Origin of the sequence: Allobosea sp. RCC_152_1, assembly GCF_041360765.1 — a bacterium.
GTDB lineage: Bacteria > Pseudomonadota > Alphaproteobacteria > Rhizobiales > Beijerinckiaceae > Allobosea > Allobosea spartocytisi.
In genome coordinates this window covers 1-23,977 of the sequence record NZ_JBFUPU010000007.1, presented here as the reverse complement: position 1 = coordinate 23,977, position 23,977 = coordinate 1, and the positions used below count along the sequence as shown (strand labels likewise).

Below are 23,977 nucleotides of genomic sequence, written 5' to 3'. Positions count from 1 at the left end.
AAGGGAAGGTATGCACCGATGCGTTCCGGTGTGATTGCACAGAAAGTCGGGATGACCCGCATCTTCACCGATGCCGGGGAGCACATTCCGGTCACCGTGCTGAAGCTCGACAACTGCCAGGTCGTCGCGCATCGCACGATCGAGAAGAACGGCTATGTCGCCGTGCAGCTCGGGTCGGGCTTGGCCAAGGTCAAGAACGTCTCGAAGGCGCAGCGCGGCCACTTCGCCGTCGCCAAGGTCGAGCCGAAGCAGAAGATCGTCGAGTTCCGCGTCAGCAATGACGCGCTGATCCCGGTCGGCGCCGAGCTGACCGCCGACCACTTCGTCGTCGGCCAGTTCGTCGACGTCTCCGGCACCACCACCGGCAAGGGCTTCGCCGGCGGCATGAAGCGCTGGAACTTCGGCGGCCTGCGCGCCACGCACGGCGTCTCGGTCTCGCATCGTTCGATCGGTTCGACCGGTGGTCGCCAGGATCCGGGCAAGACCTTCAAGAACAAGAAGATGCCGGGCCATCTCGGCGCCGAGCGTGTCACCACGCAGAACCTGCGCGTCGTCCAGACGGATGCCGAGCGCGGCCTGATCCTCGTCGAGGGCGCCGTTCCCGGCGTCGCCGGCGGCTGGATCCATGTCCGTGACGCCGTCAAGCGCGCCCTGCCGAAGGATGCGCCGCTGCCGGGCAAGTTCAAGGTTTCCGGCGAGGCCAAGGCGGAAGAGGCTCCTGCGGCCCAGGCTGAGGAGAACGCGTGATGAAACTCGATATCACCACTCTTGAGGGCAAGGCGGCCGGTTCGGTCGAGCTCTCCGACGCCGTGTTCGGCCTCGAGCCGCGCGCCGACCTGCTCGCCCGCATGGTGCGCTACCAGCTCGCCAAGCGCCGCGCCGGCACGCACAAGTCCAAGGGCCGCTCGGAAGTCGATCGCACCCGCAAGAAGATCTACAAGCAGAAGGGCACCGGCGGCGCTCGCCACGGCGCGGCTTCGGCTCCGCAGTTCCGCGGCGGCGGCAAGGCTTTCGGTCCGGTCGTGCGCGACCATGGCCATGAGCTGCCGAAGAAGGTCCGCGCGCTGGCCCTGCGCCATGCGCTCTCGGCCAAGGCGAAGGATGCCGGCATCATCGTCATCGACGATGCCACGCTCTCCGAGCCGAAGACCAAGGTGCTGCTCGGCCATTTCGGCAAGCTCGACCTGTCGAGCGCGCTGATCATCGGCGGCGCCGAAATCGATACGAACTTCGGCCTGGCCGCTCGCTCGATCCCGAATGTCGACGTGCTGCCGGTCCAGGGCATCAACGTCTATGACATCCTGCGTCGCGACAAGCTCGTCCTGACGCGCGCGGCTGTCGATGCGCTGGAGGCGCGCTTCAAATGAGCCAGTCCGGCAAGAACCTCGACCCGCGCCACTACGATGTGATCGTGGCGCCGGTCATCACCGAGAAGGCGACCATGCTCTCGGAGCACAACAAGGTCGTGTTCAAGGTCGCCAAGACCGCGACGAAGCCGCAGATCAAGGCCGCTGTCGAGAAGCTGTTCGACGTCAAGGTGAAGAGCGTCAACACGATCGTCACCGAAGGCAAGCTCAAGGTCTTCCGGGGCCGGCTCGGCCAGCGCTCGGACGTCAAGAAAGCGGTCGTGACCCTCGAAGAGGGCCACTCGATCGACGTGACCACGGGCCTGTGAGGGAAGCATCATGGCTTTGAAGAACTTCAAGCCGATCACGCCGAGCCTTCGCCAGCTCGTGATCGTCGACCGCAGCGAGCTCTACAAGGGCAAGCCGGTCAAGAAGCTGACCGAGGGCAAGTCGTCCTCGGGCGGCCGCAACAACCTCGGCCGCATCACCGTCCGCTTCCGCGGCGGTGGCCACAAGCGCACGCTGCGCCTGCTCGACTTCAAGCGTCGTGGCAAGGCCGGCATCCCGGCGACCGTGGACCGGATCGAGTACGATCCGAACCGTACGGCGTTCATCGCCCTGATCACCTATCAGGACGGCGAGCAGGCCTACATCCTGGCGCCGCAGCGCCTGGCTGTCGGCGACACGGTCGTCGCGGGTGACAATGTCGACGTGAAGCCCGGTAACGCGGCCCCGATGGGCTCGCTGCCGATCGGCACGATCGTCCACAATGTCGAGCTGAAGATCGGCAAGGGCGGCGCTCTGGCGCGGTCTGCGGGCAACTACGCCCAGATCGTCGGCCGCGACCAGGGCTATGTCATCGTCCGCCTGAACTCGGGCGAGCAGCGCCTGATCTCGGGTCTGTGCTACGCCACGGTCGGCGCGGTTTCGAACCCGGATCACATGAACCGCAACGACGGCAAGGCGGGTCGCTCGCGCTGGCTCGGCCGCCGTCCGCATAACCGCGGCGTCTCGATGAACCCGGTCGACCATCCGCATGGCGGTGGTGAAGGCCGCACCTCCGGTGGCCGTCATCCGGTCACGCCGTGGGGTCTGCCGACCAAGGGTAAGAAGACCCGCTCGAACAAGCGGACCGATACGTTCATCGTGTCGAGCCGTCACGCCCGCAAGAAGAAGAACTGAGGTCCGTCATGGCGCGTTCGCTTTGGAAAGGTCCGTTTGTCGACGGATACCTCCTGAAGAAGGCCGAGGTCGCCAGGACCTCGGCTCGTAGTGAAGTCATCAAGATCTGGAGCCGCCGCTCCACGATCCTGCCGCAGTTCGTCGGTCTGACGTTCGGCGTCTACAACGGCCAGAAGCATGTGCCGGTGTCCGTGTCCGAGGAGATGGTGGGCCACAAGTTCGGCGAGTTCTCGCCGACGCGCACCTTCCACGGCCATGCCGCCGACAAGAAGGCGAAGAGGAAGTAAGCCATGGGTAAAGCATCCGCCCCCCGTGCGCTGCCCGAGAACGAAGCGCTTGCGGTCGCCCGCAACCTGCGCGTCTCGCCGCAGAAGCTGAACCTCGTCGCTCAGCTCATCCGTGGCAAGAAGGTCGCGACGGCGCTCGCCGATCTCGAGTTCTCGCGCAAGCGCATCGCGAACGACGTTCGCAAGTGCCTGCAGAGCGCGATCGCCAACGCCGAGAACAACCATGATCTCGACGTCGACGATCTCGTCGTCGCCCAGGCGTTCGTCGGCAAGGCGCTCGTCATGAAGCGTTTCCATGCCCGCGCCCGCGGCCGTGGCGCCCGTATCATGAAGCCGTTCTCGAACATCACGATCGTGGTGCGCGAGCAGGCTGCTGCGCAGGCCTGAGGAGAGAACGATGGGTCAGAAAATCAATCCGATCGGCCTTCGCCTCGGCATCAACCGTACCTGGGACTCGCGTTGGTTCGCCAACAAGGGCGAGTACGGCAAGCTGCTGCATGAAGACATGGCCATCCGCGCCGCGCTCATGAAGCTGCTGAAGCAGGCTGCCGTCTCGAAGATCATCATCGAGCGTCCGCACAAGAAGTGCCGCGTCACCATCCACTCGGCGCGTCCGGGCGTGGTGATCGGCAAGAAGGGTGCCGACATCGAGAAGCTCCGCAAGGAGGTCTCGAAGCTCACCAAGGCCGACGTGACGATCAACATCGTCGAGGTGCGCAAGCCCGAGATCGACGCGACGCTCGTCGCCGACTCGATCGCCCAGCAGCTCGAGCGTCGTGTCGCCTTCCGTCGTGCCATGAAGCGCGCCGTGCAGTCGGCGATGCGTCTGGGCGCCGAGGGCATCCGCATCAACTGCTCGGGCCGTCTCGGCGGCGCCGAGATCGCCCGTCTCGAATGGTACCGCGAGGGCCGCGTGCCGCTGCATACGCTGCGCGCCGATGTCGATTACGGCGTCGCCACCGCCTTCACGACCTACGGGACGTGCGGCATCAAGGTCTGGATCTTCAAGGGCGAGATCCTGGAACATGACCCGATGGCCCAGGACAAGCGCCTTTCCGACGAGGGCAGCCGTTCCGGCGGCCGTGACCGCGATCACCGCGATCGCGATCGTCGCGAGCAGGCTGCGTAAGGCTGATCGAGAAGAGCCATGCTGCAACCAAAACGCACCAAGTTCCGCAAGCAGTTCAAGGGACGCATCTCCGGCGTCGCCAAGGGCGGCACGGACCTCAACTTCGGCCAGTTCGGCCTGAAGGCCCAGGAGCCCGAGCGCGTCACCGCCCGGCAGATCGAGGCGGCCCGCCGCGCGATCACCCGCGCCATGAAACGCGTCGGCCGTGTCTGGATCCGCATCTTCCCGGACGTGCCGGTTTCCAAGAAGCCGACCGAAGTCCGCATGGGTAAGGGCAAGGGTTCGCCTGAATTCTGGGCGGCCAAGGTCAAGCCGGGCCGGATCATGTTCGAGCTCGACGGCGTGTCCGAGGAGATCGCCCGCGAGGCGCTCCGTCTCGGCGCCGCCAAGCTGCCGATCAAGACCCGCTTCATCCAGCGCATCGCCGAGTAAGGGAGGCTGACATGAAAATCACCAAGCGTCTGTCCGACCTCACGGTCATGAGCGCGGACCAGCTCCAGGATGAGCTGCTCAAGCTGAAGAAGGAGCAGTTCAACCTGCGCTTCCAGAAGGCGACCGGGCAGCTCGAGAACACCGCGCGTGTCACCGAACTGCGCAAGGACATCGCCCGCATCAAGACGCTGCAGCGGTCGAAGACCGTCGCAGCGAGCGCGTGAGGAGAGAATCATGCCTAAGCGCGTACTGCAGGGCGTCGTCGTCAGCGACAAGCAGAACAAAACTGTTGTGGTGAAGGTCGAGCGGCGCTATACGCACCCGCTCCTCAAGAAGACGGTTCGCCGCACCAAGAACTATCACGCCCACAACGAGGCGGGTTCGTTCAAGATCGGCGACACGGTGTGGATCGAGGAGTCCAAGCCGATTTCCAAGCTGAAAAGCTGGGTTGTGCTCGAAGGCGCCCCCAAGGCGTGAGTCGAGCCGGCTTCGCCCAGCCCCGAATCAGGGGCAGGGCGGGGCAGGAAAGAAGCCGGACATGTTTTTCCGCAAAGGTGGAAACCACTTTTGCGGACCGTGTTTGTTTTGAGGCCAGGGGGCGATCGACCCCCGTCAGTCGTAGTCCCCGCCAGCGCTGATGCTGGCCGGGAAACCGCGCTGATACACAGATTGGAAGGATCAAGGCCATGATCCAGGTGCAGACGAATCTCGACGTCGCCGACAATTCGGGCGCCCGTCGCGTGATGTGCATCAAGGTTCTCGGCGGGTCGAAGCGGCGCTATGCCCGCATCGGCGACATCATCGTCGTCTCGATCAAGGAAGCCATTCCGCGCGGTCGCGTGAAGAAGGGCGACGTCATGAAGGCGGTCGTCGTTCGCACTGCCAAGGACGTCAAGCGCCAGGACGGTTCGGTGATCCGCTTCGACCGCAATGCGGCCGTGCTGATCAACAACCAGAAGGAGCCCGTCGGCACGCGTATCTTCGGACCGGTTCCGCGCGAGCTGCGCGCCAAGAACCACATGAAGATCATCTCGCTGGCGCCGGAGGTGCTGTGATGGCTGCGAAGATCAAGAAGGGCGACAAGGTCGTCGTGCTCGCTGGTCGTGACAAGGGCAAGACCGGCGAAGTGCTGCAGGTCATGCCGAAGGATGCTCGCGCCGTCGTGCGTGGCGTCAATCTCGTCAAGCGCCACACCAAGCAGTCGCAGACGTCCGAGGGCGGCATCATCTCGAAAGAGGCCACCATCGACCTGTCGAACATCGCTGTCGCCGATCCGAAGGACGGCAAGGCGACCCGCGTTGGTTTCAAGGTGCTCGAAGACGGCCGCAAGGTTCGTTTCGCCAAGCGTTCGGGGGATCTGATCGATGGCTGAGGCTCAGCAGGCGGCTCTCTCGCCGCGCATGAAGAAGCATTACGAGGACGTCGTCCGTCCCGCGATGATCGCCGAATTCGGCTACAAGAACGTCATGGAAGTGCCGACCATCGAGAAGGTCGTCATCAACATGGGCGTTGGTGAAGCCACGGCCGACCGCAAGAAGGTCGACAACGCTGCGGGCGATCTCGCCCTCATCGCCGGCCAGAAGCCGGTTATTACCAAGTCCCGCCTCGCCATCGCCGGCTTCAAGCTGCGCGAGAACATGGCGGTTGGCTGCAAGGTCACGCTGCGCAAGACCAAGATGTTCGAGTTCGTCGACCGGCTCGTCACCATCGCCTTGCCGCGCGTGCGCGACTTCCGGGGCCTGAACCCGAAGTCGTTCGACGGGCGCGGCAATTTCGCGCTCGGGATCAAGGAGCACATCGTGTTCCCCGAGATCAACTACGACAAGGTCGACCAGGTCTGGGGCATGGACGTGATCGTCTGCACGACTGCGAAGTCGGACGACGAGGCACGCGCTCTGCTCAAGCACTTCAACTTCCCGTTCCGGCAGTGAACTGACCGTTCAAACGCGGAAACCAGGAGAGATCGATGGCTAAGAAAAGCTCCGTCGAGAACAACGAGCGTCGCAGGAAGCTGGTGAAGAAATTCGCCGGCCGCCGGGCTCGTCTTCTCGCGATCGCCAATGACGAAAGCCAGCCGATGGACGAGCGCTTCCTTGCTCGCCTGAAGCTTGCCGAACTGCCGCGCAACTCGGCGAAGAACCGCATCCGCAATCGCTGCGAGGTGACGGGCCGTCCGCGCGCCTTCTATCGCAAAGTCAAGATGTCGCGTGTCGCGCTGCGTGAACTCGGCAACAAGGGGCTGGTTCCTGGCCTCGTGAAGTCGAGCTGGTGAGGAGGACAGGACAATGACAATCATTGATCCGCTCGGCGATCTGCTGACCCGCATCCGCAATGCGCAGATGCGTCGCAAGACCCGCGTGTCCACCCCCGGCTCGAAGCTGCGGGCCCGCGTTCTGGACGTGCTCCAGACCGAAGGCTACATCCGCGGCTACTCGACGACCGAGTTCGGCAACGGCCGGACCGAGTTCGACATCGAGCTGAAGTATCACGAGGGCCAGCCGGTCATCCGGTCGATCTCGCGTGTCTCGAAGCCCGGCCGCCGCGTCTATTCGTCGGTCGAGACCATGCCGCGCGTGGCCGACGGCCTCGGCGTGACGATCGTCTCGACGCCGAAGGGTGTGATGGCCGATCATGTGGCCCGCGAGCAGAACGTGGGCGGCGAAGTGCTCTGCCGGGTCTTCTGACCCGACAGGCGCCGCTCATCTTCAGGAGAGATCCAATGTCTCGTATCGGAAAGAAGCCGGTTTCGGTTCCCGCGGGCGTCACCGCCTCGGTCACCGGCCAGCTCGTCAAGGTCAAGGGCTCGAAGGGCGAGCTCTCCTTCGAGGTTCCCGAGGACGTCTCGGTTGCCATGGAGAACGGCTCGATCGCGGTTCAGCCGCGCTCGCAGTCGAAGCGCGCCCGCGCGCTCTGGGGCACCTCGCGTGCCCGCATCAACAACCTCGTGATCGGCACCACCGCCGGCTTCGAGAAGCGCCTCGAGATCAACGGCGTCGGCTACAAGGCCGCTGTCGCTGGCAAGGTGCTGAAGCTGTCGCTCGGCTACAGCCACGACATCGACTATGAAATCCCGGCCGGTGTCGCGATCACGACGCCGAAGCCGACCGAGATCGTCGTCGTCGGTATCGACAAGCAGGTCGTCGGCCAGACCGCCGCGGAAATCCGCGACTATCGCGGCCCCGAGCCCTATAAGGGCAAGGGCGTCAAGTACGCCGGCGAGTTCATCTTCCGCAAGGAAGGCAAGAAGAAGTAAGGACGCCAGCCATGAGCAAGCAGAACGATGTGACTGCGCGCCGCAAGGCCCGCGTCCGCCGCGCGATCAAGGCGGTCGCCAATGGCCGCCCGCGCCTCTCGGTGCACCGCACCGGCAAGCAGATCTACGCCCAGGTCATCGACGACGTGAAGGGGGTCACCCTCGCTTCCGCCTCGTCGATGGACAAGGACGTGCGTGCCCAGATCAAGTCCGGCGCCAATGTCGAGGCGGCCGGCCAGATCGGCAAGCTCGTCGCCGAGCGTGCGGTCAAGGCCGGCGTGACGGACGTGGTCTTCGACCGTGGTCCCTATATGTACCATGGCCGTGTCAAGGCCCTGGCCGAGGCGGCCCGCGAGGGCGGCCTCAGCTTCTGAGGATACCGGGGTTCGCCGGGACGGCGCTCGCGCGTCGTCCCGGCGGCACTCGTTTTCAGGCTTCCCCGCGGCAATGAGGCTCGCGGGGATTTGCTCGAGCGAGCGGCGAGGCTTCGAGCTTCGACCGCGCAAGTAAGAGGTAGAGATGGCTAGAGAGCCGCGTGAGCGTCGGGATAGCGAAGATTCCGAATTCGTGGATAAGCTCGTCCACATCAACCGCGTCGCCAAGGTGGTGAAGGGTGGTCGTCGCTTCGGCTTCGCCGCACTCGTCGTCGTCGGCGACCAGAAGGGCCGCGTCGGCTTCGGCCACGGCAAGGCCCGTGAAGTTCCCGAGGCGATCCGCAAGGCGACGGAAGCCGCCAAGCGCGGTCTCGTCCGCATCCCGCTGCGCGAGGGCCGTACCCTCCATCACGACGTGCAGGGCCGCCACGGCGCCGGCAAGGTCGTGCTGCGCGCGGCTCCGGCCGGTACCGGCATCATCGCCGGCGGCCCGATGCGCGCCGTCTTCGAGGCGGTCGGCATGCAGGACGTCGTGTCGAAGTCGCTCGGCTCCTCCAACCCGTACAACCTCGTGCGCGCCACTTTCGACGCGCTGAAGAACGAGGACAGCCCGCGCTCGGTCGCGGCCCGTCGCTCGCTCAAGGTTTCGGCCCTGCAGACCCGTCGCCGCGATGCCGGCACGGATGCGGCCGCGGAAGCGTGAGGAGGGTTCGATGGCAAAGGCTGAGAAGACTCTCATCGTCGAGCAGATCGGTTCCCCGATCCGCCGCGACGCCACCCAGCGCCAGACCCTGATCGGTCTCGGCCTGAACAAGATCCGCCGCCGCTCGACCCTCCAGGACACCCCCGCGGTGCGTGGCATGGTCGAGAAGGTCAAGCACCTCGTGCGCGTCGTCGACGCGAATTGAGGAGGGCGACACATGAAACTCAACGAGATTCGTGACAACGAAGGCGCGGCCAAGTCGCGCATCCGCGTCGGCCGCGGCATCGGCTCCGGCAAGGGCAAGACCGGCGGGCGTGGCGTCAAGGGCCAGAAGGCTCGCGCCGGCGTGGCGGTCAAGGGCTTCGAAGGCGGCCAGATGCCGCTGTATCGTCGCCTGCCGAAGCGCGGCTTCACCAACCTCTTCGCCAAGGATCTGAACGAGGTGAACCTCGGTCGCATCCAGCAGGCTGTCGAGGCGGGCAAGCTCGACGCCAAGGGCGCGGTGACCATCGAGGCGCTCGTCGCCGCGGGCGTCATCACCCGCCAGGCCAAGGACGGCGTCAAGATCCTGGGCGTCGGCGAGCTCAAGACCAAGCTCGCTTTCGAGGTTGCCGGCGCGTCCAAATCGGCCGTCGCCGCGATCGAGAAGGCCGGCGGTTCGATCAAGATTCTGGCCGCCGCTTCACAGGCGTGATCCGAACGACTACATGACGTTTGCGAACGGCGGCCGGGCCATGCGCCTTGGCCGCCGTTCGACTGTTTGACGCACAGTGCGCCCCTGGAAAACGCTCCGCGATTTCAGCCGACGGCGTGCTTCAATATCGACTGAGACCCAGGGATCCGGCGCATGGCATCGGCGGCTGAACAGCTAGCGGCAAACCTCAACTTCGGGGCGCTCGCCAAGGCGGACGAACTCAAGAAGCGAATCTGGTTCACGCTGGGCGCGCTGATCGTCTACCGGCTCGGCACCTATGTCCCGCTGCCCGGCATGAACCCGGATGCGGTGGCGGACCTCTTCCGGCAGCAGACCCAGTCCGGCGTGCTCGGGCTGTTCAACATGTTTTCGGGCGGCGCCGTCGGCCGGCTCGCGATCTTCGCGCTGGCGATCATGCCGTACATTTCGGCCTCGATCATCGTCCAGCTGCTCTCCAGCGTCATCCCGACCTTCGAGGCGCTGAAGAAGGAAGGCGAGCAGGGCCGCAAGATCCTCAACCAGTACACGCGCTATCTCACGCTGGTGCTGGCCGTGTTCCAGGCCTATGCGATCGGCGTGGGTCTTCAAGGTTCGGGCAATCTCGTGCTCGAACCCGGGCCGTTCTTCCTGCTCTCGACCACGATCACCCTGGTCGGCGGTACGATGTTCCTGCTCTGGCTCGGCGAGCAGATTACCAGCCGCGGCATCGGCAACGGCACGTCGATGATCATCTTCTCGGGCATCATCGCCGAATTCCCGGCGCAGCTCGCCCAGACCCTTGAACTCGGCCGCCAGGGCGCGATCTCGACCGGGCTGCTGCTCGGCATCCTGGTGATGGCGATCTGCGTCATCGCCTTCTGCGTCTTCATGGAGCGCGCCCAGCGGCGCCTGCTGATCAATTATCCGAAGCGCCAGGTCGGCAACCGCATGTATGAGGGCCAGACCTCGTTCCTGCCGCTGAAGCTCAACACCTCGGGCGTCATCCCGCCCATCTTCGCCTCGTCGCTGCTGCTGCTGCCGACGACGATCGCCAGCTTCTCGCAGGCGCAGGGCGGTACCGGCTTCGTCTCGACGATCTCGACCTATCTCGCCCATGGCCGGCCGCTGTTCATGGTGCTCTATGTCGCGCTGATCATCTTCTTCTGCTTCTTCTACACCGCGATCGTGTTCAATCCGGTCGAGACGGCGGACAATCTCAAGAAGCATGGCGGCTTCATGCCGGGCATTCGGCCGGGCGAGCGCACCGCCGAGCATATCGACCGCGTGCTGACGCGCATCACGGTTCTGGGCGCGGGCTATCTGACCATCGTCTGCCTTATCCCCGAGTTCATGATCACCTATGCTCAGATCCCGATCATCCTTTTGGGCGGCACCTCGCTGCTCATCGTGGTGACGACGACGATGGATACCGTGGCGCAGATTCACGGACATCTGCTGGCCCATCAGTATGAGGGGCTGGTCAAGAAGGCCAAGTTGCGAGGAGCGAGGCGCTAAATGCGGTTGATTTTCCTGGGGCCGCCGGGGGCGGGCAAGGGCACTCAGGCGGCGCGCATCGTCGCGAAGCATGGCATTCCGCAACTCTCGACCGGCGACATGCTGCGCGCCGCGGTGGCTGCGGGAACGCCTGTCGGCCAGAAGGCCAAGGCGGTGATGGATGCCGGCGGCCTCGTTTCGGACGAGATCGTGATCGGCATCGTCGCCGACCGCATCGAAGAGCCGGATGCGAAGACGGGCTTCATCCTCGACGGCTTTCCGCGCACGCTGGCGCAGGCCGAGGCGCTCGACGAGATGCTCGCGGGCAAGGGGCTGAAGCTCGACGCCGTGCTCGAGCTCAAGGTCGACCAGACGAAGCTGGTCGATCGGATCGTCCGCCGCGCCGAGGAGGCGAGGGCGGCCGGGCAGCCGGTGCGCAAGGATGACGATCCGGAGGTCTTCAAGACCCGGCTCGAAGCCTATAACCGCGATACCGCCGTGGTCGCTCCCTATTACGAGAAGCGCGGCCAGCTCACGCCGATCGACGGCATGCAAGCCATCGACGATGTTTCCGCGGCGATCGAGAGTGCGCTCTCGGAGACGGCGCGGAGCTGAAGGCCAGGCGCGATCACCAGCGCTTGGCATGAATCTTGGGTGGCGCAGGTTGACTCTTGCGCCATGAGTCGCTAACGACCCGCCATCCGGTTTCATGAGAGCGATGCCGTTACCTTCGCGAGAAGGGGCGACGTCGCATTCTCGCGTGGAACCGTTCAACGTCCTGCATGGGCCGGCCTCCACCGGACGCGGGGCTTCTTTCACAGGCCGCGGGGCCATCGGGTTCCCGGCAGACATGGAGAAGAGACCATGGCTCGTATCGCGGGCGTTAACATTCCCACCGGCAAGCGCGTCGTCATCGGCTTGCAGTACATCCACGGCATCGGCGCCGCCAAGGCCAAGGAAATCTGCGCGAAGGTCGGCATCGCCGACGAGCGTCGCGTCAACCAGCTGACCGACGCCGAAGTGCTTCAGATCCGCGAGGCGATCGATCGCGACTACCTCGTCGAGGGCGATCTGCGCCGCGAAGTCTCGATGAACATCAAGCGCCTGATGGACCTCGGCTGCTACCGCGGCCTGCGCCATCGCCGCTCGCTGCCGGTCCGCGGCCAGCGCACGCATACCAACGCCCGTACCCGCAAGGGCAAGGCGAAGCCGATCGCCGGCAAGAAGAAGTGATGTTCGGCTGAGCCGAACGTCGTCCTCGGGCTTGCTCCGAGGATCGTGTGACGAGGGCGCCTTTGGCGCCTTCTCCTGCCAGAGATGCCCGGATCAAATCCGGGCATGACGGCGGGAAGACCTCTCCCCAGCGCCTGGAATGACGGGCGCGCCTGAAGGATGAAAGAAAGAGAACCATGGCCAAGGAAGCCACCCGCGTCCGTCGTCGCGAACGCAAGAACATCGTCTCCGGCGTCGCGCATGTGAACGCCTCGTTCAACAACACCATGATCACCATCACCGACGCGCAGGGCAACACGATCTCGTGGTCGTCGGCCGGCACGATGGGCTTCAAGGGTTCGCGGAAGTCGACCCCCTATGCTGCGCAGGTCGCGGCCGAGGACGCCGCCCGCAAGGCTGCCGAGCATGGCATGCGCACCCTCGAGGTCGAGGTGACGGGTCCGGGTTCGGGCCGTGAGTCGGCGCTGCGCGCGCTGCAGGCCGCGGGCTTCACCGTGACCTCGATCCGCGACGTGACTCCGATCCCGCACAATGGCTGCCGGCCGCGCAAGCGCCGTCGCGTCTGACGCGAAGTCCATTGCAAGAGGCGCCCGCAGGGGCGGGCGCCTGTCCGGGGCGGCGGTGGCCGCCAGATGAATTCAGCACCAGGAGTGCGGTCGTGATCAGCAAGAACTGGCAGGATCTTTCCAAGCCGAACAAGCTCGAAGTGAAGGTCGGAGACGACCCGAAGCGTCAGGCCACCGTGATCGCGCGTCCGCTCGAGCGCGGCTTCGGCATGACGCTCGGCAATGCGCTCCGTCGCGTGCTGCTGTCGTCGCTCCAGGGCGCGGCGGTGACCGCCGTCCAGATCGACGGCGTTCTGCACGAGTTCTCTTCGATTCCGGGCGTCCGCGAGGACGTCACCGACATCGTCCTGAACATCAAGGCCATCGCCATCAAGATGCAGGGCGAGGGTCCCAAGCGCATGACCCTGCGCAAGTCGGGCCCGGGCACCGTCACCGCCGGTGACATCAACACCATCGGCGACGTCTCGATCCTCAACCCCGAGCTCGTGCTCTGCACCCTCGACGAGGGCGCCGAGATCCGCATGGAGTTCACGGTCAACACCGGCAAGGGCTATGTCCCGGCCGAGCAGAATCGCCCCGAGGACGCGCCGATCGGCCTGATCCCGGTCGACAGCCTGTACTCGCCGGTCAAGAAGGTCTCCTACCGCGTCGAGAACACCCGCGAGGGCCAGAACCTCGACAAGGATTCGCTGACGCTGGCGATCGAGACCAACGGCTCGGTCAGCCCCGAGGACGCGCTGGCGCTCGCCGCCCGCATCCTGCAGGATCAGCTCGCCGTCTTCATCACCTTCGAGGAGCCGCGCAAGGAAGAGGCCGTCTCGACCGCGCCGCAGCTGCCCTTCAACCCGGCGCTGCTCAAGAAGGTCGACGAGCTCGAGCTTTCGGTGCGTTCGGCCAACTGCCTCAAGAACGACAACATCGTCTATATCGGCGATCTCATCCAGAAGTCGGAGGGCGAGATGCTGCGCACCCCGAACTTCGGTCGCAAGTCGCTGAACGAGATCAAGGAAGTGCTGGCGACCATGGGCCTGCACCTGGGCATGGACGTCCAGGGCTGGCCGCCGGAGAACATCGAAGAGCTCGCCAAGCGCTTCGAAGAGCACTACTGAGTTTCAACCGGCGCGGGAGGCATCCCGCGCCAACCCCGCCCGGCTATTCCCAGCCGGAGCATAACGAACGGCCGTACCGTGGCACGGCGGCCGTAAGCAACGAAGGAGCCAAACAATGCGTCACGGATTTCGCGGTCGCCGTTTCAACCGCACGGCCGAGCATCGCCAGGCGATGTTCGCCAATATGGCCCAGGCCCTGATCAAGCACGAGCAGATCACCACCACCCTGCCGAAGGCGAAGGATCTGCGTCCGGTCGTCGAGAAGCTGATCACGCTCGGCAAGCGCGGCGACCTGCATGCTCGTCGTCAGGCGATCGCCCAGATCAAGGACATCGCGCTGGTCGGCAAGCTCTTCGCGGTACTCGGCCCGCGCTACAAGGAGCGCAATGGCGGCTATCTGCGCATCATGAAGGCGGGCTTCCGCTTCGGCGACAACGCCCCGCTCGCGATCATCGAGTTCGTCGACCGCGACGTCGAGGCCAAGGGCAAGGACTCCGGTCCGGTGTTCACGGCTGAAGACGAAGCGGCCTGATCGGCCGAATCACCGATTTGAAAGGGGCGGTCTTCGGGCCGCCCTTTTTTATTCGCCGGACTTCGTTCTGGTGCGCGAGCCGTGGGAGCTTGCTGCGGTCTCTGAGACAGAGAGGCTTGGAAAGCCGGCCGCCGGGGTGCTGGCTCTCAGTCCGGCCGCCGCGCCAGCTCCCCGGCGAGGTCGAGCAGCGCGTCGACAGGCTGGGTCGGCAGATCGGTTTCCGGCGTCACGCCATAGAGCCCGAAGATGAACTGCGTGGTCTCGTCATGCTCGGCCACGCCCATCGTCCAGCCGGCGAAAAGACGTTCCGCGACGGGCGCTCGAGAGAGAACCTGCAGGCCAGTATGGCGCGGGTCCGCTTCGATCCGGGCATAGGTTTCACTGAGGCGAACAGCCTCGCCTTCCAGCACCTGCGCGAAGGCGCCGCGCGTGGCGAGCAGGAAGCCGGTGATGTCGTTTGCTTCGTTGAAGCGGCGAGCGCTCGACAGAATTCCGCCCAGTTCCTCGCGTCGGTTTGAATCGTCGAGCAGGCTGTGGCTGGCATAAACAAGCCGGATCAGGCTCATGAGTTTTCCCTGGTGGCTTGCGAAGCCGCATGAGTTGCACGACATGTCGGTGAGGAACTGCGAGCGTCGAGACGGGTATAATGAAGGATGCCCGGCTGGCCGCTGCAACTCCGATTTTGGCAGGCGGCTTTTGTTTTACGACGAGGACAGCATGATCGAACGCTTCTCAGGACATCGCAGGAGGCTGGCCGCCGCCGTGTTCGCATGTGCGCTGGGTGCCGCCGTCTCGCCCTGGCCGGCGCTCGGCCAGGCGCGGCAGGTGCCCGAGGCGCGCGAGCAGATCACGCTCTCCTTCGCACCGCTGGTGAAGCGAACCGCCGCCTCCGTGGTCAACGTCTATGGCGCCCGCGTCGAGAAGCGGCCGCAGAACCCGTTCATGGACGATCCGTTCTTCCGCCGCTTCTTCGGCGATGGCGGCTTCGGCGTGCCGCGCGAGCAGGTGCAGCGCTCGCTCGGCTCCGGTGTCATCGTCGATGCGCAGGCCGGGCTCGTGGTGACGAACAACCACGTCATCGAGAACATGAGCGAGGTCAAGGTCGCCTTCGCCGACAAGCGCGAGGTCGAGGCCAAGATCCTGCTGCGCGACGCGCGCACCGACCTTGCCGTGCTCAAGGTCGCGGATACCAGGAACCTCGCCGCGATCGAGCTGGCCGATACCGATGAACTGCAGGTCGGCGACATCGTGCTCGCCATGGGCAATCCCTTCGGCGTCGGCCAGACCGTGACGCAAGGCATCGTCTCGGCGCTCGCGCGCACGCAGATCGGCGTCGGCGATGCCCAGTCCTTCATCCAGACCGATGCGGCGATCAATCCGGGCAATTCCGGTGGCGCGCTGATCGACATGAAGGGCCGGGTGGTCGGCATCAACACGGCGATCTATTCGCGCTCGGGCGGCAGCGTCGGCATCGGCTTCGCCATTCCTTCCGCGATGGTCCGCCTCGTCGTCGATAGCGCCAAGGCCGGTGCCACCACGGTCAAGCGCCCGTGGTTCGGCGCGCGCCTGCAGGCGCTGACGACCGATGTCGCCGACGGCCTCGGCCTCGACCGGCCGGCGGGCTCCGTCGTGGCCAGCGTGGTGGAGAAGGGGCCGGCGGACCTGGCGGGCCTGCGCCGCTCCGACGTCATTCTCTCCGTCGACGGGGCCGCGGTCGACGATCCCGAGGCGTTCGGCTACCGCTTCGCGACACGGCCGATCGGCGGCACGACCATGCTGACCGTGCTGCGCGGCGGCAACCGGATCTCGATTCCGGTCAAGCTCGTGGCGGCGCCGGAAAGCCGCCCGCGCGACGCGGTCAAGCTCACCAGCCGCTCGCCGCTGGCGGGGCTGACGGTGATGAATCTTTCGCCGGCCGTCGCAGAAGAGCTCTCGATGGAAACCGCGAATGAGGGCGTCGTCGTCGGCGAGGTCGAGGAGGGCAGCGCGGGCGCCAATATCGGCTTCCAGAAGGGCGACATCATCATGGCGCTCAACGGCGAGCGGATGGCGACCTCGCGCGACGTCGAGACCATCCTCAAGGATCGCCGGCGCGCCTGGGAGGTGACGATCTCGCGCAAGGGCCAGACGATCACCTCGGTCTTCCCCGGGTGAGCGACCTCTTCTCGGCCTCCGGCCTCGACAAGGCGGGGCCGCGCCCGCTCGCCGACCGCCTGCGGCCGACCACGCTCGCCGAGGTGGCCGGGCAGGAGCATCTCACCGGCCCTGACGGCGCGCTGACGCGGCTCGTCGCCTCCGGCACGGTCGGCAGCCTGATCTTCTGGGGGCCGCCCGGCACCGGCAAGACCACGGTGGCGCGGCTGCTCGCCGGCCTCGTCGATCTCGGCTTCGAGCAGATCAGCGCGATCTTCTCAGGGGTCGCCGACCTGAAGAGGGTGTTCGAGGCGGCACGCGGCCGGCGGCTCGGCGGCAAGGGCACGCTGCTCTTCGTCGACGAGATTCATCGCTTCAACCGCGCCCAGCTCGACGCCTTCCTGCCGGTGATGGAGGACGGAACGATCACGCTGATCGGCGCGACGACCGAGAACCCGTCCTTCGCGCTCAACGCGGCCTTGCTGTCGCGGGCGCGCGTCCTGACCTTCAAGGCGCTCGACGAGGGTTCGCTGCTCTTCCTGCTCGGCCGCGCCGAGGTGCTGGAGAACCGGGAGCTGCCGCTGACGCCGGAGGCGCGGCTGGCACTGGCCCGTTTCGCCGATGGCGACGGGCGCGCCGTGCTGACCCTGGCGGAGGAGATCTGGCGGGCGGCGAAGCCCGGCGAAATCCTCGACGAGCATGGGCTGTCGGAGGTGATCCAGCGCCGCGCGCCGATCTACGACAAGGCGCAGGACGGCCACTACAACCTGATCTCGGCCCTGCACAAGACGATCCGCGGCTCCGATCCCGATGCGGCGCTGTATTATTTCGCCCGTATGCTCGATGCCGGTGAGGATCCGCGCTTCCTGGCGCGTCGTCTGGTCCGGATGGCGGTGGAGGATATCGGGCTTGCCGATCCGCAGGCGCTCCTCCATGCGCGGGCGGCTGCCGAAACCTACGAGCAGCTCGGCACGCCGGAAGGCGAGCTCGCGCTGGCCAATTGCGTGATCTATCTCGCCACGGCGCCGAAATCGAACGCCGCCTACACCGCCTACAAGGCGGCGGTGCGGGTGGCGAAGGAGCGGGGATCGCTGATGCCGCCGAAAACCATCCTCAACGCGCCGACCCGGCTGATGCGTGAGGAGGGCTACGGCGCCGATTACGCCTATGACCACGACCAGCCGGACGCCTTCTCGGGACAGAACTACTGGCCCGACGCGCTCGGCCGCCAGCATTTCTACGACCCGCCGGAGCGCGGCTTCGAGCGCGAAATCCGCAAGCGGCTGGAATACTGGGAGAAGCGGCGTCAGGAGCGGGGCAGTTAGAGCGAGGCATCGAGGCGGCGGTCGCTTGTCTTTCACGGCCACCTGATCCAGATGAGGTCATCCGCCGCTTCTGCGGATGGCATCCGACGGATCTCGACGATGGTTCTGCTGGCACGCCTGCTGCTTTTCGTTCCCTCGGTGATCGCGGGCTGGTTCGTCTCGCGGGAGGACGTCTCCTACTGGATCGTCGCCTTCGCGATCGCGCTGGTCTTCATCGTCCTCACCATTGCCTTCGAGCTCTATGTCCTGCCGCTGCTGCGGGCGCGTCTGAAGCGCTGAAGGCGCGCGGGCCTGTTTGGATACGCCCCAAGCCCTCATCCTGAGGAGCCATTCCGGAGGGAAGGGCGTCTCGGAGGATGATCCAGCAGGCTCCGGAGACATCTGAAGCATCCTTCGAGACGCGCCTGCGGCGCTCTTCAGGATGAGGGCTCACATCTCCAAACAGGCTCCAAAGAAATCAGCTCCGGCAATAGAACGGCAGGAACGTGCCGGACATGCCCCGATTCATCGCCATCAGCGTCAGCGTGTTGGCGAGAGCCACTTCCTCCTTGCTGCGCGCGCAGACCTCGGCGCGGGCCTGGCAGTTTGCTGCGAGGAAAGCATCGTGGCTGGCGAGGAAATCCGGGCTCAGCCCGGACTTGCCTTGTCGATTCAAGGCCTGCTCGTAAGCCGTTCTGTAGCGATTGCATTTTTCGGTCGGCCAGTCCGGCGCCCGGCCTTGCTGGGCCTCTGCGGCAGAGCCGGCCATGGTGACGGCCGATGCGAAGGCGAAGCCGAGCCACACCCGCAAAACCCCGTTCGTTGCCATATCCGTCTTCCCGTGTGTCGGTCGGCCGACCTGCTTCGCCAAGGCGCGGAACAGAGCGGGCGATTGCGGCGGAATTTGTTTAGGCGCCGATCGTCTCTGGCGCATCTCTTGCTGGCGATCTGCGGTGACGCCACGATCATCGCGAGGGGGAGAACAAGATGGACAGACGCCGGTTTCTCAAGGGTTCGGCTGCTGCGACGGCCTTGCTGCCGATGCCGCGACTGGCGCGCGCCCAAGGCGCGAAGACCCTGCGCTTCGTGCCCTATTCGGATGTCGCGATCATCGACCCGATCTGGACGACGGGTTATTCGACCCGCACCCATGCGCTGCTGGTCTGGGACACGCTCTATGGCCTCGACGAGACGCTGCAACCGCAGCCGCAGATGGTCGAGGGACATGTCGTTGCGGAAGACGGCAAACGCTGGACGCTGACGCTGAGGCCCGGCCTCGTCTTCCATGACGGCAGCAAGGTCCTGGCGCGCGACGCGGTCGCGTCGATCAAGCGCTGGGGCGCACGCGACGCCTTCGGCCAGTCGCTGATGGCGGCGACCGACGAGATCTCGGCGCCCGACGACCGCACCATCGTGTTTCGGCTGAACAGGCCATTCCCGAATCTGCCTGCGGCATTGGCGCGGCCGAGTGCTCTCGTCGCCGCGATCATGCCCGAATATCTGGCGCAAACCGATCCGTTCAAGCAGATCCCCGAGGCGATCGGCTCCGGACCGTTCCGCTATGTGAAGGAAGAGCGCGTGCCCGGCGCCCGGCACGTCTATGCGCGCCATGAGGGCTATGTGCCCCGTGCGGACGGCAAGCCGAGCTTCACCGCCGGGCCGCGCATCGCCTATCTCGACCGCGTCGAGTTCGTCGTCATGCCCGACCCGGCGACGGCGATCAGCGCCCTGCAGGCCGGTGAGATCGACTGGGTCGAGCAGCCCTTGATCGACATGTTGCCGATCCTGCGCAAGGACCCGAACATCGTCGTCGAGGTCAAGGACCCGACGGGCATGGCCGGGCAGATCCGGCTCAACCATCTCCAGCCGCCTTTCAACAACCCTGCGATCCGGCGGGTGATCCTGAAGGCGCTGGATCAGGAAGCCTGCATGGATGCCGTCTGTGGCGGCGACCCCGCGGTGAAGCGCGCGACGATGGGCTTCTTTCCCTCGGGCTCGCCGATGGCGTCCGACGCCGGTATCGGCGCGCTGGGCGCGGCGAAGGACCATGCGGCGCTGAAGCGCGAGCTTTCCGAAGCGGGCTACAAGGGCGAGCGCATCGTCTTCCTGTCCGGGCAGGACGTGCCGCGCATCTCGCAGGTGGCGGAGGTCGCCGCCGACATGCTGCGGCGGATCGGCGCCAATGTCGATTTCGTCGCGGCCGATTGGGGCACCGTCCTGCAGCGCATCACCAAGCGCGATCCCGTCGAGGCGGGCGGCTGGAGTTGCTACGTCACCTATTGGTCGGGGCTCGATCTCGGCTCACCCGCGACCAACTCGCCGCTGCGCGGCAACGGCGTCAAGGCAGGCCCCGGCTGGCCCACCAGCCCCGAGATCGAAGCCTTGCGCGCGCAATGGCTCGAGACGCCCGATCTCGCCGGGCAGAAGGCGATCGCGGAGAAAATTCAGCTCCAGGCGATGCAGGACGTGCCCTACGTTCCGGCCGGGCAATATTTCCAGCCGGTTGCCTATCGAAAGGGCATTACGGGCATGCTGAACGGCGTGCCGGTTTTCACCAATATCAGGAAGGGGTGAGCCGCCGGGACCGCCGAGCCCCTGTCCGCTCCGGAATTTGTTTGTGCCGGCTCGTGGCGCTGGCTATTGCTCACCCATGCAACAGCACATTCTTCAAAGCTGCGGCCGGTGCCGCTCCGGAGGCCGTTCATGAAATCCGGTGGCAAGGGAGCCAGGGGCGGCAGGCCCGGCGCTGGCCCCGCGAAAGGCAAGCGCCCCAGTCATGACGCGCGCCGTCGCGTCGCTGCCCGACCGAAGGCGGAGGGCGGCGAGCCCATGGCGCGGGCATCGCGCCCGGCTGCGAAACCCGAGGCGCCGAAGCGCACGCGCGCCGAGGTGAAGGCCGAGACGGCCCAGGTTCTCTCCACCGGCGTCCAGCAACTCGTGGTGACGCCGGACGAGAACGAGATGCGGATCGACCGCTTCCTCGAGACGCGCTTCCCGCAACTCTCCTTCAGCCATATCCAGCGCATCGTCCGCAAGGGCGAGCTGCGCGTCGACGGCAAGCGTGCCGACAGCAAGGACCGGCTCAGCGAAGGCCAGACCGTGCGGATTCCGCCGCTCAAGCTGGAGCAGCAGGCGGAGCGCCCGCGCTCGGCTAAGGCCGATGCCGACACGATCGGCTTCCTGCATTCGATCACGCTCTATGAGGACGACGACGTCATGGTCCTCAACAAGCCGGCGGGGCTCGCCGTGCAGGGCGGCTCGGGCACGACGCGGCATGTCGACGGCATGCTCGCCGCCCTGACCGACAAGGACGGCCAGAAGCCACGCCTCGTGCACCGGCTCGACAAGGACACGGCCGGCTGCCTCGTCATCGCCAAGTCGCGCTTCGCCGCCGCGACGCTCGCCAAGACCTTCCGGTCGCGCTCGGCCCGCAAGGTCTACTGGGCGCTGGTGGCGGGCGTGCCGCGCGTCAAGCAGGGCCGCATCTCGACCTATCTGGCCCGCGAGGAGGCCTATGACGGCGACCAGCGGATGGCTGTCGCCAAGCATGGCGAGGACGGCGCGATGCATGCCGTGACCTATTACGCCATCGTCGAGACGGCGGCGCAGAAGCTCGGCTGGCTGTCGCTGAAACCGGTGACCGGCCGCACCCACCAGCTGCGCGCCCATGCCGCCCATATCGGCCATCCCATCGTCGGCGATCCGAAATATTTCAACATCCAGAACTGGGAACTGCCCGGCGGCATCCAGAACAAGCTGCATCTGCTGGCGCGGCGGATCGTGTTGCCGCATCCGCGCGGCAAGGGCACGATCGACGTCAGCGCGCCGCTGCCGCCGCATATGCGCCAGAGCTGGAACCTGCTCGGCTTCGATGACGCGCCCTACGATCCGATCGTCGAGGCCCCGGACGAATAGGGCACTCCTTTCCCGGAAAGGGAGGAGAACAGTTGCGGAACGGATCGATTTCTGTTCTAATTATGTTCTCTTTTGGGGAAGGGGGCTTGTCCATGCGTTTGATCGTGATCGTTTCCGCTATCGCTCTGGGCCTTTCGGCTGCCGCGCAGGCCCAGACCGCGCCGATGAAACCTGCGGCGCCGGCCGTCGCGGCATCTTCGGACGAGCCCGTGCCACGGGCCGAGCGCGCCAGGGCGCGGCAGGATTGCGTTGCCGAGAACGTCGCGCTGTCGGGAGATGATCTGCGCGCGGCGATGCGGCTGTGCATGCAGGGCAAGTTTCCGGGCGTGCAGCTCTATGCGCAGGACGGCGTGACGCGGGACGGCAAGCCGACCGCGGTCGCGGCCCGAGCCGCCTGCAAGGACGAGGTCGATGCGCGCAAGCTGGCAGGTTCGGAGCGGATCGCGGCGCTGACCGCCTGCTTCAACGCCAAGCGCCCCGACCTCGCGCAGCGGGCCGAATGCCGCAAGGAGGCGCGCGCCAAGGGGCTCGACGGGGCCGATCTGCGCAAGGCGATCGACGCCTGCGCCCGCGAAGCCAGGGGCTGAGGGACTTCCGGCGGGATGGCGCCATGAGCCGCAGGCCATAGCTCGGCGTCGCGATCCGCGCTAAAGCGCCGGCATGGATCTCATCATCTTCGATCTCGACGGCACGCTGATCAATTCCGAGGCGATCATCCTCGGTGCGCAATACGAGACCTTCGAGCGTTGCGGCCGGGCGCATCCCGGCCGTGAGGCGGGGCTTGGGATCGTCGGATTGACGCTGGACATCGCGCTGGCGCGCCTCGCCGGGATCGACAAGCCGGACGATGTGCTGACGCTGACCTATCGCGAGGTCTTCGGCGCCATGCGCCTGCAGGCGCAGACCGATCCGTCGCTGGACGAGCCGCTGTTTCCCGGCGTCGCGGAAACACTGGTGCGGCTCAGGTCCGTGCCGGGCCTCAAGCTCGGCATCGCCACGGGCAAATCACGCAAGGGCGCCGAGTTCATCGTCGAGCGTCATGGCTGGCAGGGTCTGTTCGATACCGTCCAGTCGGCCGACGATGCGCCCTCGAAGCCCCATCCCGGCATGATCCTGAATGCCATGGCTGAGACGGGCGCCGCGGCCGGGCGCACCGCGATGGTCGGCGACAGCTCCTTCGATATCGAGATGGCGGTGGCGGCTGGCGTCGTTCCCGTCGCCGTCTCCTGGGGGTTCCAGCCGGTCGAGAGCCTCGTCGCGCTTGGGGCGAGACATGCCTTGCGCGAGATCACCGAACTGCCCGCTGCGCTGGGCCTGGCGCAGGCCGCCGTCGCGTAAGAGAGGCGAGCTTGAGAGCGGTGCTCCCTCACCGGGGCTGAAAGTGCCCCGGCTCGAACGACGTGCGTTTCGGCCGGCGGGATGGTCCGCTGGTCGCTATGTCAGCGGCCGCTGGTAACATCCTCGCAACCACATCGACTCAGCCTCGTTTAACCTGAATAATCGTTCAGATTTTCGCGTTAACCACCTGCTTCCCGACCCCGGCGCATGGTGTTCCCACAGCAGGAACGTACCGGCACAAAACAACGCCGGACAGGGGTTCAGACATGATCGGACATGAGCTTCGTGAATTCGTCGATCGCGTGATGGATCATCGCGCGATCGACGATCAAGACGTCAAGATGCTTCAGCGCGAAATCTTGAGCGACATCGTCCTGACGCGCGACATCATCGATGTCCTGGTCGCTCTCGACCGGGCGGTGGCGAAGAGCTGCGCAGCCTTTGCAGATTATCTGGTCGCGCTCACCGTCGACTTCGCCGTCTGGGAAAACCGCCCGACCGGCGTCATCGACCGCGACAAGGCACATTGGCTGGCAACGACGCTCTCGGCCGGGGAGGGGCCGACCGCGACCGCCCAGCGCATCGCCTTCGAGATCGTCCGCGAGGCGGAGCATTGCGACGAGCTGCTTTTGTCCTTCGCCTTCGCCAAGGGGGCCGCCAAGAACATGGCCAAGAGCACCGGCGCGGCCCATCGGGTCCTGCTGGCGAGCTGACTGCGCATCTTCGCACATCGGATTTGTATCGATCGCCCCCGCATCCGGCCGGATACGGGGGCGATCGATTTTCCGGCTATGGTATCGGTTCAATGCCATAGCCGACTTTCGCATCGGTGGACGCCGGTTGCGGCGTCCCATACACCCCGGCTATTGCAGTCTGGTCTGAAGCCGGGAGTGGCCACGCATGTTCACGAAGATCCTGATCGCGAACCGTGGCGAGATCGCCTGCCGCGTCATCAAGACGGCGCGACGCATGGG

At 65.8% G+C, this 23,977-nt stretch carries 37 protein-coding genes; 35 read left to right on the top strand and 2 right to left on the bottom strand.

What is annotated here, in order from left to right:
* The first annotated feature begins 18 nt into the window (after window positions 1-18).
* From rplC to rplQ, 26 genes are all read left to right on the top strand, one after another.
* Window positions 19-747, top strand: a complete 729-nt coding sequence (gene rplC, locus AB6806_RS21430; protein ID WP_038365386.1) for a 50S ribosomal protein L3 — start codon at window positions 19-21, stop codon at window positions 745-747.
* A complete protein-coding gene (rplD, locus tag AB6806_RS21425; protein ID WP_038365389.1) occupies window positions 747-1,367 on the top strand; it encodes a 50S ribosomal protein L4 in 621 nt (206 codons plus the stop codon). The genes rplC and rplD overlap by 1 nt, the downstream gene beginning before the upstream one ends.
* Window positions 1,364-1,675 (top strand): 50S ribosomal protein L23, encoded by a 312-nt coding sequence (locus AB6806_RS21420; protein WP_038365392.1) that lies wholly within the window; start codon window positions 1,364-1,366, stop codon window positions 1,673-1,675. The genes rplD and AB6806_RS21420 overlap by 4 nt, the downstream gene beginning before the upstream one ends.
* A gap of 10 nt (window positions 1,676-1,685) precedes the next feature.
* On the top strand, window positions 1,686-2,528 hold the full coding sequence (gene rplB, locus AB6806_RS21415) for a 50S ribosomal protein L2 (protein ID WP_038365394.1): 843 nt from the start codon (window positions 1,686-1,688) through the stop codon (window positions 2,526-2,528).
* A gap of 8 nt (window positions 2,529-2,536) precedes the next feature.
* Window positions 2,537-2,815, top strand: a complete 279-nt coding sequence (rpsS, locus tag AB6806_RS21410; RefSeq protein ID WP_038365397.1) for a 30S ribosomal protein S19 — start codon at window positions 2,537-2,539, stop codon at window positions 2,813-2,815.
* 3 nt (window positions 2,816-2,818) lie between these two features.
* Complete coding sequence (gene rplV, locus AB6806_RS21405) at window positions 2,819-3,202, top strand: 50S ribosomal protein L22 (protein WP_038365400.1); 384 nt, start codon at window positions 2,819-2,821, stop codon at window positions 3,200-3,202.
* 10 nt (window positions 3,203-3,212) lie between these two features.
* The gene (gene rpsC, locus AB6806_RS21400; protein ID WP_038365402.1) at window positions 3,213-3,944 is read left to right on the top strand and encodes a 30S ribosomal protein S3; all 732 of its coding nucleotides are present in this window, start codon (window positions 3,213-3,215) and stop codon (window positions 3,942-3,944) included.
* A gap of 18 nt (window positions 3,945-3,962) precedes the next feature.
* Window positions 3,963-4,376: a 50S ribosomal protein L16 gene (rplP, locus tag AB6806_RS21395; protein ID WP_038365403.1), complete on the top strand. Its 414-nt coding sequence runs from the start codon at window positions 3,963-3,965 to the stop codon at window positions 4,374-4,376.
* A gap of 11 nt (window positions 4,377-4,387) precedes the next feature.
* Window positions 4,388-4,600 (top strand): 50S ribosomal protein L29, encoded by a 213-nt coding sequence (gene rpmC / locus AB6806_RS21390; protein WP_112763124.1) that lies wholly within the window; start codon window positions 4,388-4,390, stop codon window positions 4,598-4,600.
* A 10-nt stretch (window positions 4,601-4,610) separates the two neighbouring features.
* Entirely contained in the window at window positions 4,611-4,853 is a 243-nt protein-coding gene (gene rpsQ / locus AB6806_RS21385; RefSeq protein ID WP_038365405.1) for a 30S ribosomal protein S17, read from the top strand.
* Between the two features lie 209 nt (window positions 4,854-5,062).
* Window positions 5,063-5,431 (top strand): 50S ribosomal protein L14, encoded by a 369-nt coding sequence (rplN, locus tag AB6806_RS21380; RefSeq protein ID WP_038365406.1) that lies wholly within the window; start codon window positions 5,063-5,065, stop codon window positions 5,429-5,431.
* Window positions 5,431-5,748 (top strand): 50S ribosomal protein L24, encoded by a 318-nt coding sequence (gene rplX / locus AB6806_RS21375; protein ID WP_038365407.1) that lies wholly within the window; start codon window positions 5,431-5,433, stop codon window positions 5,746-5,748. The genes rplN and rplX overlap by 1 nt, the downstream gene beginning before the upstream one ends.
* Window positions 5,741-6,307, top strand: coding sequence for a 50S ribosomal protein L5 (gene rplE / locus AB6806_RS21370; protein WP_038365408.1), 567 nt, complete (start codon window positions 5,741-5,743; stop codon window positions 6,305-6,307). Before rplX ends, rplE begins: the two co-directional genes overlap by 8 nt.
* Window positions 6,308-6,342: 35 nt before the next feature.
* Window positions 6,343-6,648 (top strand): 30S ribosomal protein S14, encoded by a 306-nt coding sequence (rpsN, locus tag AB6806_RS21365; RefSeq protein WP_112763125.1) that lies wholly within the window; start codon window positions 6,343-6,345, stop codon window positions 6,646-6,648.
* Window positions 6,649-6,661: 13 nt separating this feature from the next.
* Window positions 6,662-7,060, top strand: coding sequence for a 30S ribosomal protein S8 (gene rpsH / locus AB6806_RS21360; protein ID WP_038365412.1), 399 nt, complete (start codon window positions 6,662-6,664; stop codon window positions 7,058-7,060).
* 35 nt (window positions 7,061-7,095) lie between these two features.
* On the top strand, window positions 7,096-7,629 hold the full coding sequence (rplF, locus tag AB6806_RS21355) for a 50S ribosomal protein L6 (RefSeq protein ID WP_038365414.1): 534 nt from the start codon (window positions 7,096-7,098) through the stop codon (window positions 7,627-7,629).
* An 11-nt stretch (window positions 7,630-7,640) separates the two neighbouring features.
* Window positions 7,641-8,003, top strand: a complete 363-nt coding sequence (rplR, locus tag AB6806_RS21350; protein ID WP_038365416.1) for a 50S ribosomal protein L18 — start codon at window positions 7,641-7,643, stop codon at window positions 8,001-8,003.
* Between the two features lie 145 nt (window positions 8,004-8,148).
* A complete protein-coding gene (gene rpsE, locus AB6806_RS21345; protein WP_038365418.1) occupies window positions 8,149-8,706 on the top strand; it encodes a 30S ribosomal protein S5 in 558 nt (185 codons plus the stop codon).
* Between the two features lie 10 nt (window positions 8,707-8,716).
* Complete coding sequence (rpmD, locus tag AB6806_RS21340; protein WP_038365420.1) at window positions 8,717-8,911, top strand: 50S ribosomal protein L30; 195 nt, start codon at window positions 8,717-8,719, stop codon at window positions 8,909-8,911.
* A 12-nt stretch (window positions 8,912-8,923) separates the two neighbouring features.
* Complete coding sequence (gene rplO, locus AB6806_RS21335) at window positions 8,924-9,400, top strand: 50S ribosomal protein L15 (RefSeq protein ID WP_038365422.1); 477 nt, start codon at window positions 8,924-8,926, stop codon at window positions 9,398-9,400.
* A gap of 153 nt (window positions 9,401-9,553) precedes the next feature.
* Window positions 9,554-10,894: a preprotein translocase subunit SecY gene (secY, locus tag AB6806_RS21330; protein WP_038365424.1), complete on the top strand. Its 1,341-nt coding sequence runs from the start codon at window positions 9,554-9,556 to the stop codon at window positions 10,892-10,894.
* Complete coding sequence (locus AB6806_RS21325; RefSeq protein WP_112763126.1) at window positions 10,895-11,488, top strand: adenylate kinase; 594 nt, start codon at window positions 10,895-10,897, stop codon at window positions 11,486-11,488.
* A gap of 249 nt (window positions 11,489-11,737) precedes the next feature.
* Entirely contained in the window at window positions 11,738-12,106 is a 369-nt protein-coding gene (gene rpsM, locus AB6806_RS21320) for a 30S ribosomal protein S13 (RefSeq protein WP_038365428.1), read from the top strand.
* A gap of 176 nt (window positions 12,107-12,282) precedes the next feature.
* Window positions 12,283-12,672 carry a 30S ribosomal protein S11 gene (gene rpsK, locus AB6806_RS21315; RefSeq protein WP_038365430.1) on the top strand — a complete coding sequence of 130 codons (390 nt, stop codon included), beginning with the start codon at window positions 12,283-12,285 and terminating at the stop codon, window positions 12,670-12,672.
* Window positions 12,673-12,764: 92 nt separating this feature from the next.
* Entirely contained in the window at window positions 12,765-13,781 is a 1,017-nt protein-coding gene (locus AB6806_RS21310) for a DNA-directed RNA polymerase subunit alpha (protein ID WP_038365432.1), read from the top strand.
* Between the two features lie 115 nt (window positions 13,782-13,896).
* Complete coding sequence (gene rplQ / locus AB6806_RS21305; RefSeq protein WP_038365434.1) at window positions 13,897-14,313, top strand: 50S ribosomal protein L17; 417 nt, start codon at window positions 13,897-13,899, stop codon at window positions 14,311-14,313.
* Between the two features lie 146 nt (window positions 14,314-14,459).
* Here rplQ and AB6806_RS21300 read toward each other — a convergent pair whose 3' ends face one another.
* Window positions 14,460-14,879 (bottom strand): BLUF domain-containing protein, encoded by a 420-nt coding sequence (locus AB6806_RS21300; protein ID WP_185747999.1) that lies wholly within the window; start codon window positions 14,877-14,879, stop codon window positions 14,460-14,462.
* 151 nt (window positions 14,880-15,030) lie between these two features.
* Between AB6806_RS21300 and AB6806_RS21295 the strand changes: the two genes are divergently transcribed.
* From AB6806_RS21295 to AB6806_RS21285, 3 genes are all read left to right on the top strand, one after another.
* Window positions 15,031-16,467 carry a Do family serine endopeptidase gene (locus AB6806_RS21295; protein ID WP_142022592.1) on the top strand — a complete coding sequence of 479 codons (1,437 nt, stop codon included), beginning with the start codon at window positions 15,031-15,033 and terminating at the stop codon, window positions 16,465-16,467.
* Complete coding sequence (locus AB6806_RS21290; RefSeq protein WP_038365437.1) at window positions 16,464-17,771, top strand: replication-associated recombination protein A; 1,308 nt, start codon at window positions 16,464-16,466, stop codon at window positions 17,769-17,771. Before AB6806_RS21295 ends, AB6806_RS21290 begins: the two co-directional genes overlap by 4 nt.
* Before the next feature lie 99 nt (window positions 17,772-17,870).
* Window positions 17,871-18,050: a hypothetical protein gene (locus tag AB6806_RS21285; RefSeq protein WP_142022594.1), complete on the top strand. Its 180-nt coding sequence runs from the start codon at window positions 17,871-17,873 to the stop codon at window positions 18,048-18,050.
* Window positions 18,051-18,228: 178 nt separating this feature from the next.
* On the opposite strand, the gene AB6806_RS21280 is transcribed toward AB6806_RS21285, so the two are convergent.
* Window positions 18,229-18,684 carry a hypothetical protein gene (locus AB6806_RS21280; RefSeq protein WP_142022595.1) on the bottom strand — a complete coding sequence of 152 codons (456 nt, stop codon included), beginning with the start codon at window positions 18,682-18,684 and terminating at the stop codon, window positions 18,229-18,231.
* A 53-nt stretch (window positions 18,685-18,737) separates the two neighbouring features.
* Here AB6806_RS21280 and AB6806_RS21275 point away from each other — a divergent pair, with 53 nt between their 5' ends.
* From AB6806_RS21275 to AB6806_RS21250, 6 genes are all read left to right on the top strand, one after another.
* Window positions 18,738-20,324 (top strand): ABC transporter substrate-binding protein, encoded by a 1,587-nt coding sequence (locus AB6806_RS21275; RefSeq protein ID WP_142022596.1) that lies wholly within the window; start codon window positions 18,738-18,740, stop codon window positions 20,322-20,324.
* A gap of 129 nt (window positions 20,325-20,453) precedes the next feature.
* Window positions 20,454-21,665, top strand: coding sequence for an RluA family pseudouridine synthase (locus AB6806_RS21270; RefSeq protein WP_370955539.1), 1,212 nt, complete (start codon window positions 20,454-20,456; stop codon window positions 21,663-21,665).
* A 92-nt stretch (window positions 21,666-21,757) separates the two neighbouring features.
* On the top strand, window positions 21,758-22,252 hold the full coding sequence (locus AB6806_RS21265; RefSeq protein WP_142022597.1) for a hypothetical protein: 495 nt from the start codon (window positions 21,758-21,760) through the stop codon (window positions 22,250-22,252).
* A gap of 73 nt (window positions 22,253-22,325) precedes the next feature.
* The gene (locus tag AB6806_RS21260; RefSeq protein WP_142022598.1) at window positions 22,326-23,003 is read left to right on the top strand and encodes an HAD-IA family hydrolase; all 678 of its coding nucleotides are present in this window, start codon (window positions 22,326-22,328) and stop codon (window positions 23,001-23,003) included.
* Between the two features lie 266 nt (window positions 23,004-23,269).
* On the top strand, window positions 23,270-23,716 hold the full coding sequence (locus AB6806_RS21255; protein ID WP_142022599.1) for a hypothetical protein: 447 nt from the start codon (window positions 23,270-23,272) through the stop codon (window positions 23,714-23,716).
* 187 nt (window positions 23,717-23,903) lie between these two features.
* A partial coding sequence (locus tag AB6806_RS21250; protein WP_370955583.1) for a biotin carboxylase N-terminal domain-containing protein occupies window positions 23,904-23,977 on the top strand: 74 nt, incomplete at its 3' end.

Coding starts and splice junctions, on each gene's coding strand:
- AB6806_RS21270 (WP_370955539.1), top strand. CDS start 20,454: ATGAAATCCGGTGGCAAGGGAGCCAGGGGCGGCAGGCCCGGCGCTGGC.
- AB6806_RS21300 (WP_185747999.1), bottom strand. CDS start 14,879: ATGAGCCTGATCCGGCTTGTTTATGCCAGCCACAGCCTGCTCGACGAT.
- AB6806_RS21420 (WP_038365392.1), top strand. CDS start 1,364: ATGAGCCAGTCCGGCAAGAACCTCGACCCGCGCCACTACGATGTGATC.
- AB6806_RS21295 (WP_142022592.1), top strand. CDS start 15,031: ATGATCGAACGCTTCTCAGGACATCGCAGGAGGCTGGCCGCCGCCGTG.
- AB6806_RS21265 (WP_142022597.1), top strand. CDS start 21,758: ATGCGTTTGATCGTGATCGTTTCCGCTATCGCTCTGGGCCTTTCGGCT.
- rplP (WP_038365403.1), top strand. CDS start 3,963: ATGCTGCAACCAAAACGCACCAAGTTCCGCAAGCAGTTCAAGGGACGC.
- AB6806_RS21255 (WP_142022599.1), top strand. CDS start 23,270: ATGATCGGACATGAGCTTCGTGAATTCGTCGATCGCGTGATGGATCAT.
- rpsN (WP_112763125.1), top strand. CDS start 6,343: ATGGCTAAGAAAAGCTCCGTCGAGAACAACGAGCGTCGCAGGAAGCTG.
- AB6806_RS21285 (WP_142022594.1), top strand. CDS start 17,871: ATGGTTCTGCTGGCACGCCTGCTGCTTTTCGTTCCCTCGGTGATCGCG.
- secY (WP_038365424.1), top strand. CDS start 9,554: ATGGCATCGGCGGCTGAACAGCTAGCGGCAAACCTCAACTTCGGGGCG.
- rplF (WP_038365414.1), top strand. CDS start 7,096: ATGTCTCGTATCGGAAAGAAGCCGGTTTCGGTTCCCGCGGGCGTCACC.
- rplX (WP_038365407.1), top strand. CDS start 5,431: ATGGCTGCGAAGATCAAGAAGGGCGACAAGGTCGTCGTGCTCGCTGGT.
- rplD (WP_038365389.1), top strand. CDS start 747: ATGAAACTCGATATCACCACTCTTGAGGGCAAGGCGGCCGGTTCGGTC.
- rpsC (WP_038365402.1), top strand. CDS start 3,213: ATGGGTCAGAAAATCAATCCGATCGGCCTTCGCCTCGGCATCAACCGT.
- rpsQ (WP_038365405.1), top strand. CDS start 4,611: ATGCCTAAGCGCGTACTGCAGGGCGTCGTCGTCAGCGACAAGCAGAAC.
- rpsE (WP_038365418.1), top strand. CDS start 8,149: ATGGCTAGAGAGCCGCGTGAGCGTCGGGATAGCGAAGATTCCGAATTC.
- rpsS (WP_038365397.1), top strand. CDS start 2,537: ATGGCGCGTTCGCTTTGGAAAGGTCCGTTTGTCGACGGATACCTCCTG.
- rplC (WP_038365386.1), top strand. CDS start 19: ATGCGTTCCGGTGTGATTGCACAGAAAGTCGGGATGACCCGCATCTTC.
- rpmC (WP_112763124.1), top strand. CDS start 4,388: ATGAAAATCACCAAGCGTCTGTCCGACCTCACGGTCATGAGCGCGGAC.
- rplV (WP_038365400.1), top strand. CDS start 2,819: ATGGGTAAAGCATCCGCCCCCCGTGCGCTGCCCGAGAACGAAGCGCTT.
- rpsM (WP_038365428.1), top strand. CDS start 11,738: ATGGCTCGTATCGCGGGCGTTAACATTCCCACCGGCAAGCGCGTCGTC.
- AB6806_RS21325 (WP_112763126.1), top strand. CDS start 10,895: ATGCGGTTGATTTTCCTGGGGCCGCCGGGGGCGGGCAAGGGCACTCAG.
- rplB (WP_038365394.1), top strand. CDS start 1,686: ATGGCTTTGAAGAACTTCAAGCCGATCACGCCGAGCCTTCGCCAGCTC.
- AB6806_RS21260 (WP_142022598.1), top strand. CDS start 22,326: ATGGATCTCATCATCTTCGATCTCGACGGCACGCTGATCAATTCCGAG.
- AB6806_RS21275 (WP_142022596.1), top strand. CDS start 18,738: ATGGACAGACGCCGGTTTCTCAAGGGTTCGGCTGCTGCGACGGCCTTG.
- rplR (WP_038365416.1), top strand. CDS start 7,641: ATGAGCAAGCAGAACGATGTGACTGCGCGCCGCAAGGCCCGCGTCCGC.
- AB6806_RS21280 (WP_142022595.1), bottom strand. CDS start 18,684: ATGCGCCAGAGACGATCGGCGCCTAAACAAATTCCGCCGCAATCGCCC.
- rpmD (WP_038365420.1), top strand. CDS start 8,717: ATGGCAAAGGCTGAGAAGACTCTCATCGTCGAGCAGATCGGTTCCCCG.
- rpsK (WP_038365430.1), top strand. CDS start 12,283: ATGGCCAAGGAAGCCACCCGCGTCCGTCGTCGCGAACGCAAGAACATC.
- rpsH (WP_038365412.1), top strand. CDS start 6,662: ATGACAATCATTGATCCGCTCGGCGATCTGCTGACCCGCATCCGCAAT.
- rplN (WP_038365406.1), top strand. CDS start 5,063: ATGATCCAGGTGCAGACGAATCTCGACGTCGCCGACAATTCGGGCGCC.
- rplE (WP_038365408.1), top strand. CDS start 5,741: ATGGCTGAGGCTCAGCAGGCGGCTCTCTCGCCGCGCATGAAGAAGCAT.
- rplO (WP_038365422.1), top strand. CDS start 8,924: ATGAAACTCAACGAGATTCGTGACAACGAAGGCGCGGCCAAGTCGCGC.
- rplQ (WP_038365434.1), top strand. CDS start 13,897: ATGCGTCACGGATTTCGCGGTCGCCGTTTCAACCGCACGGCCGAGCAT.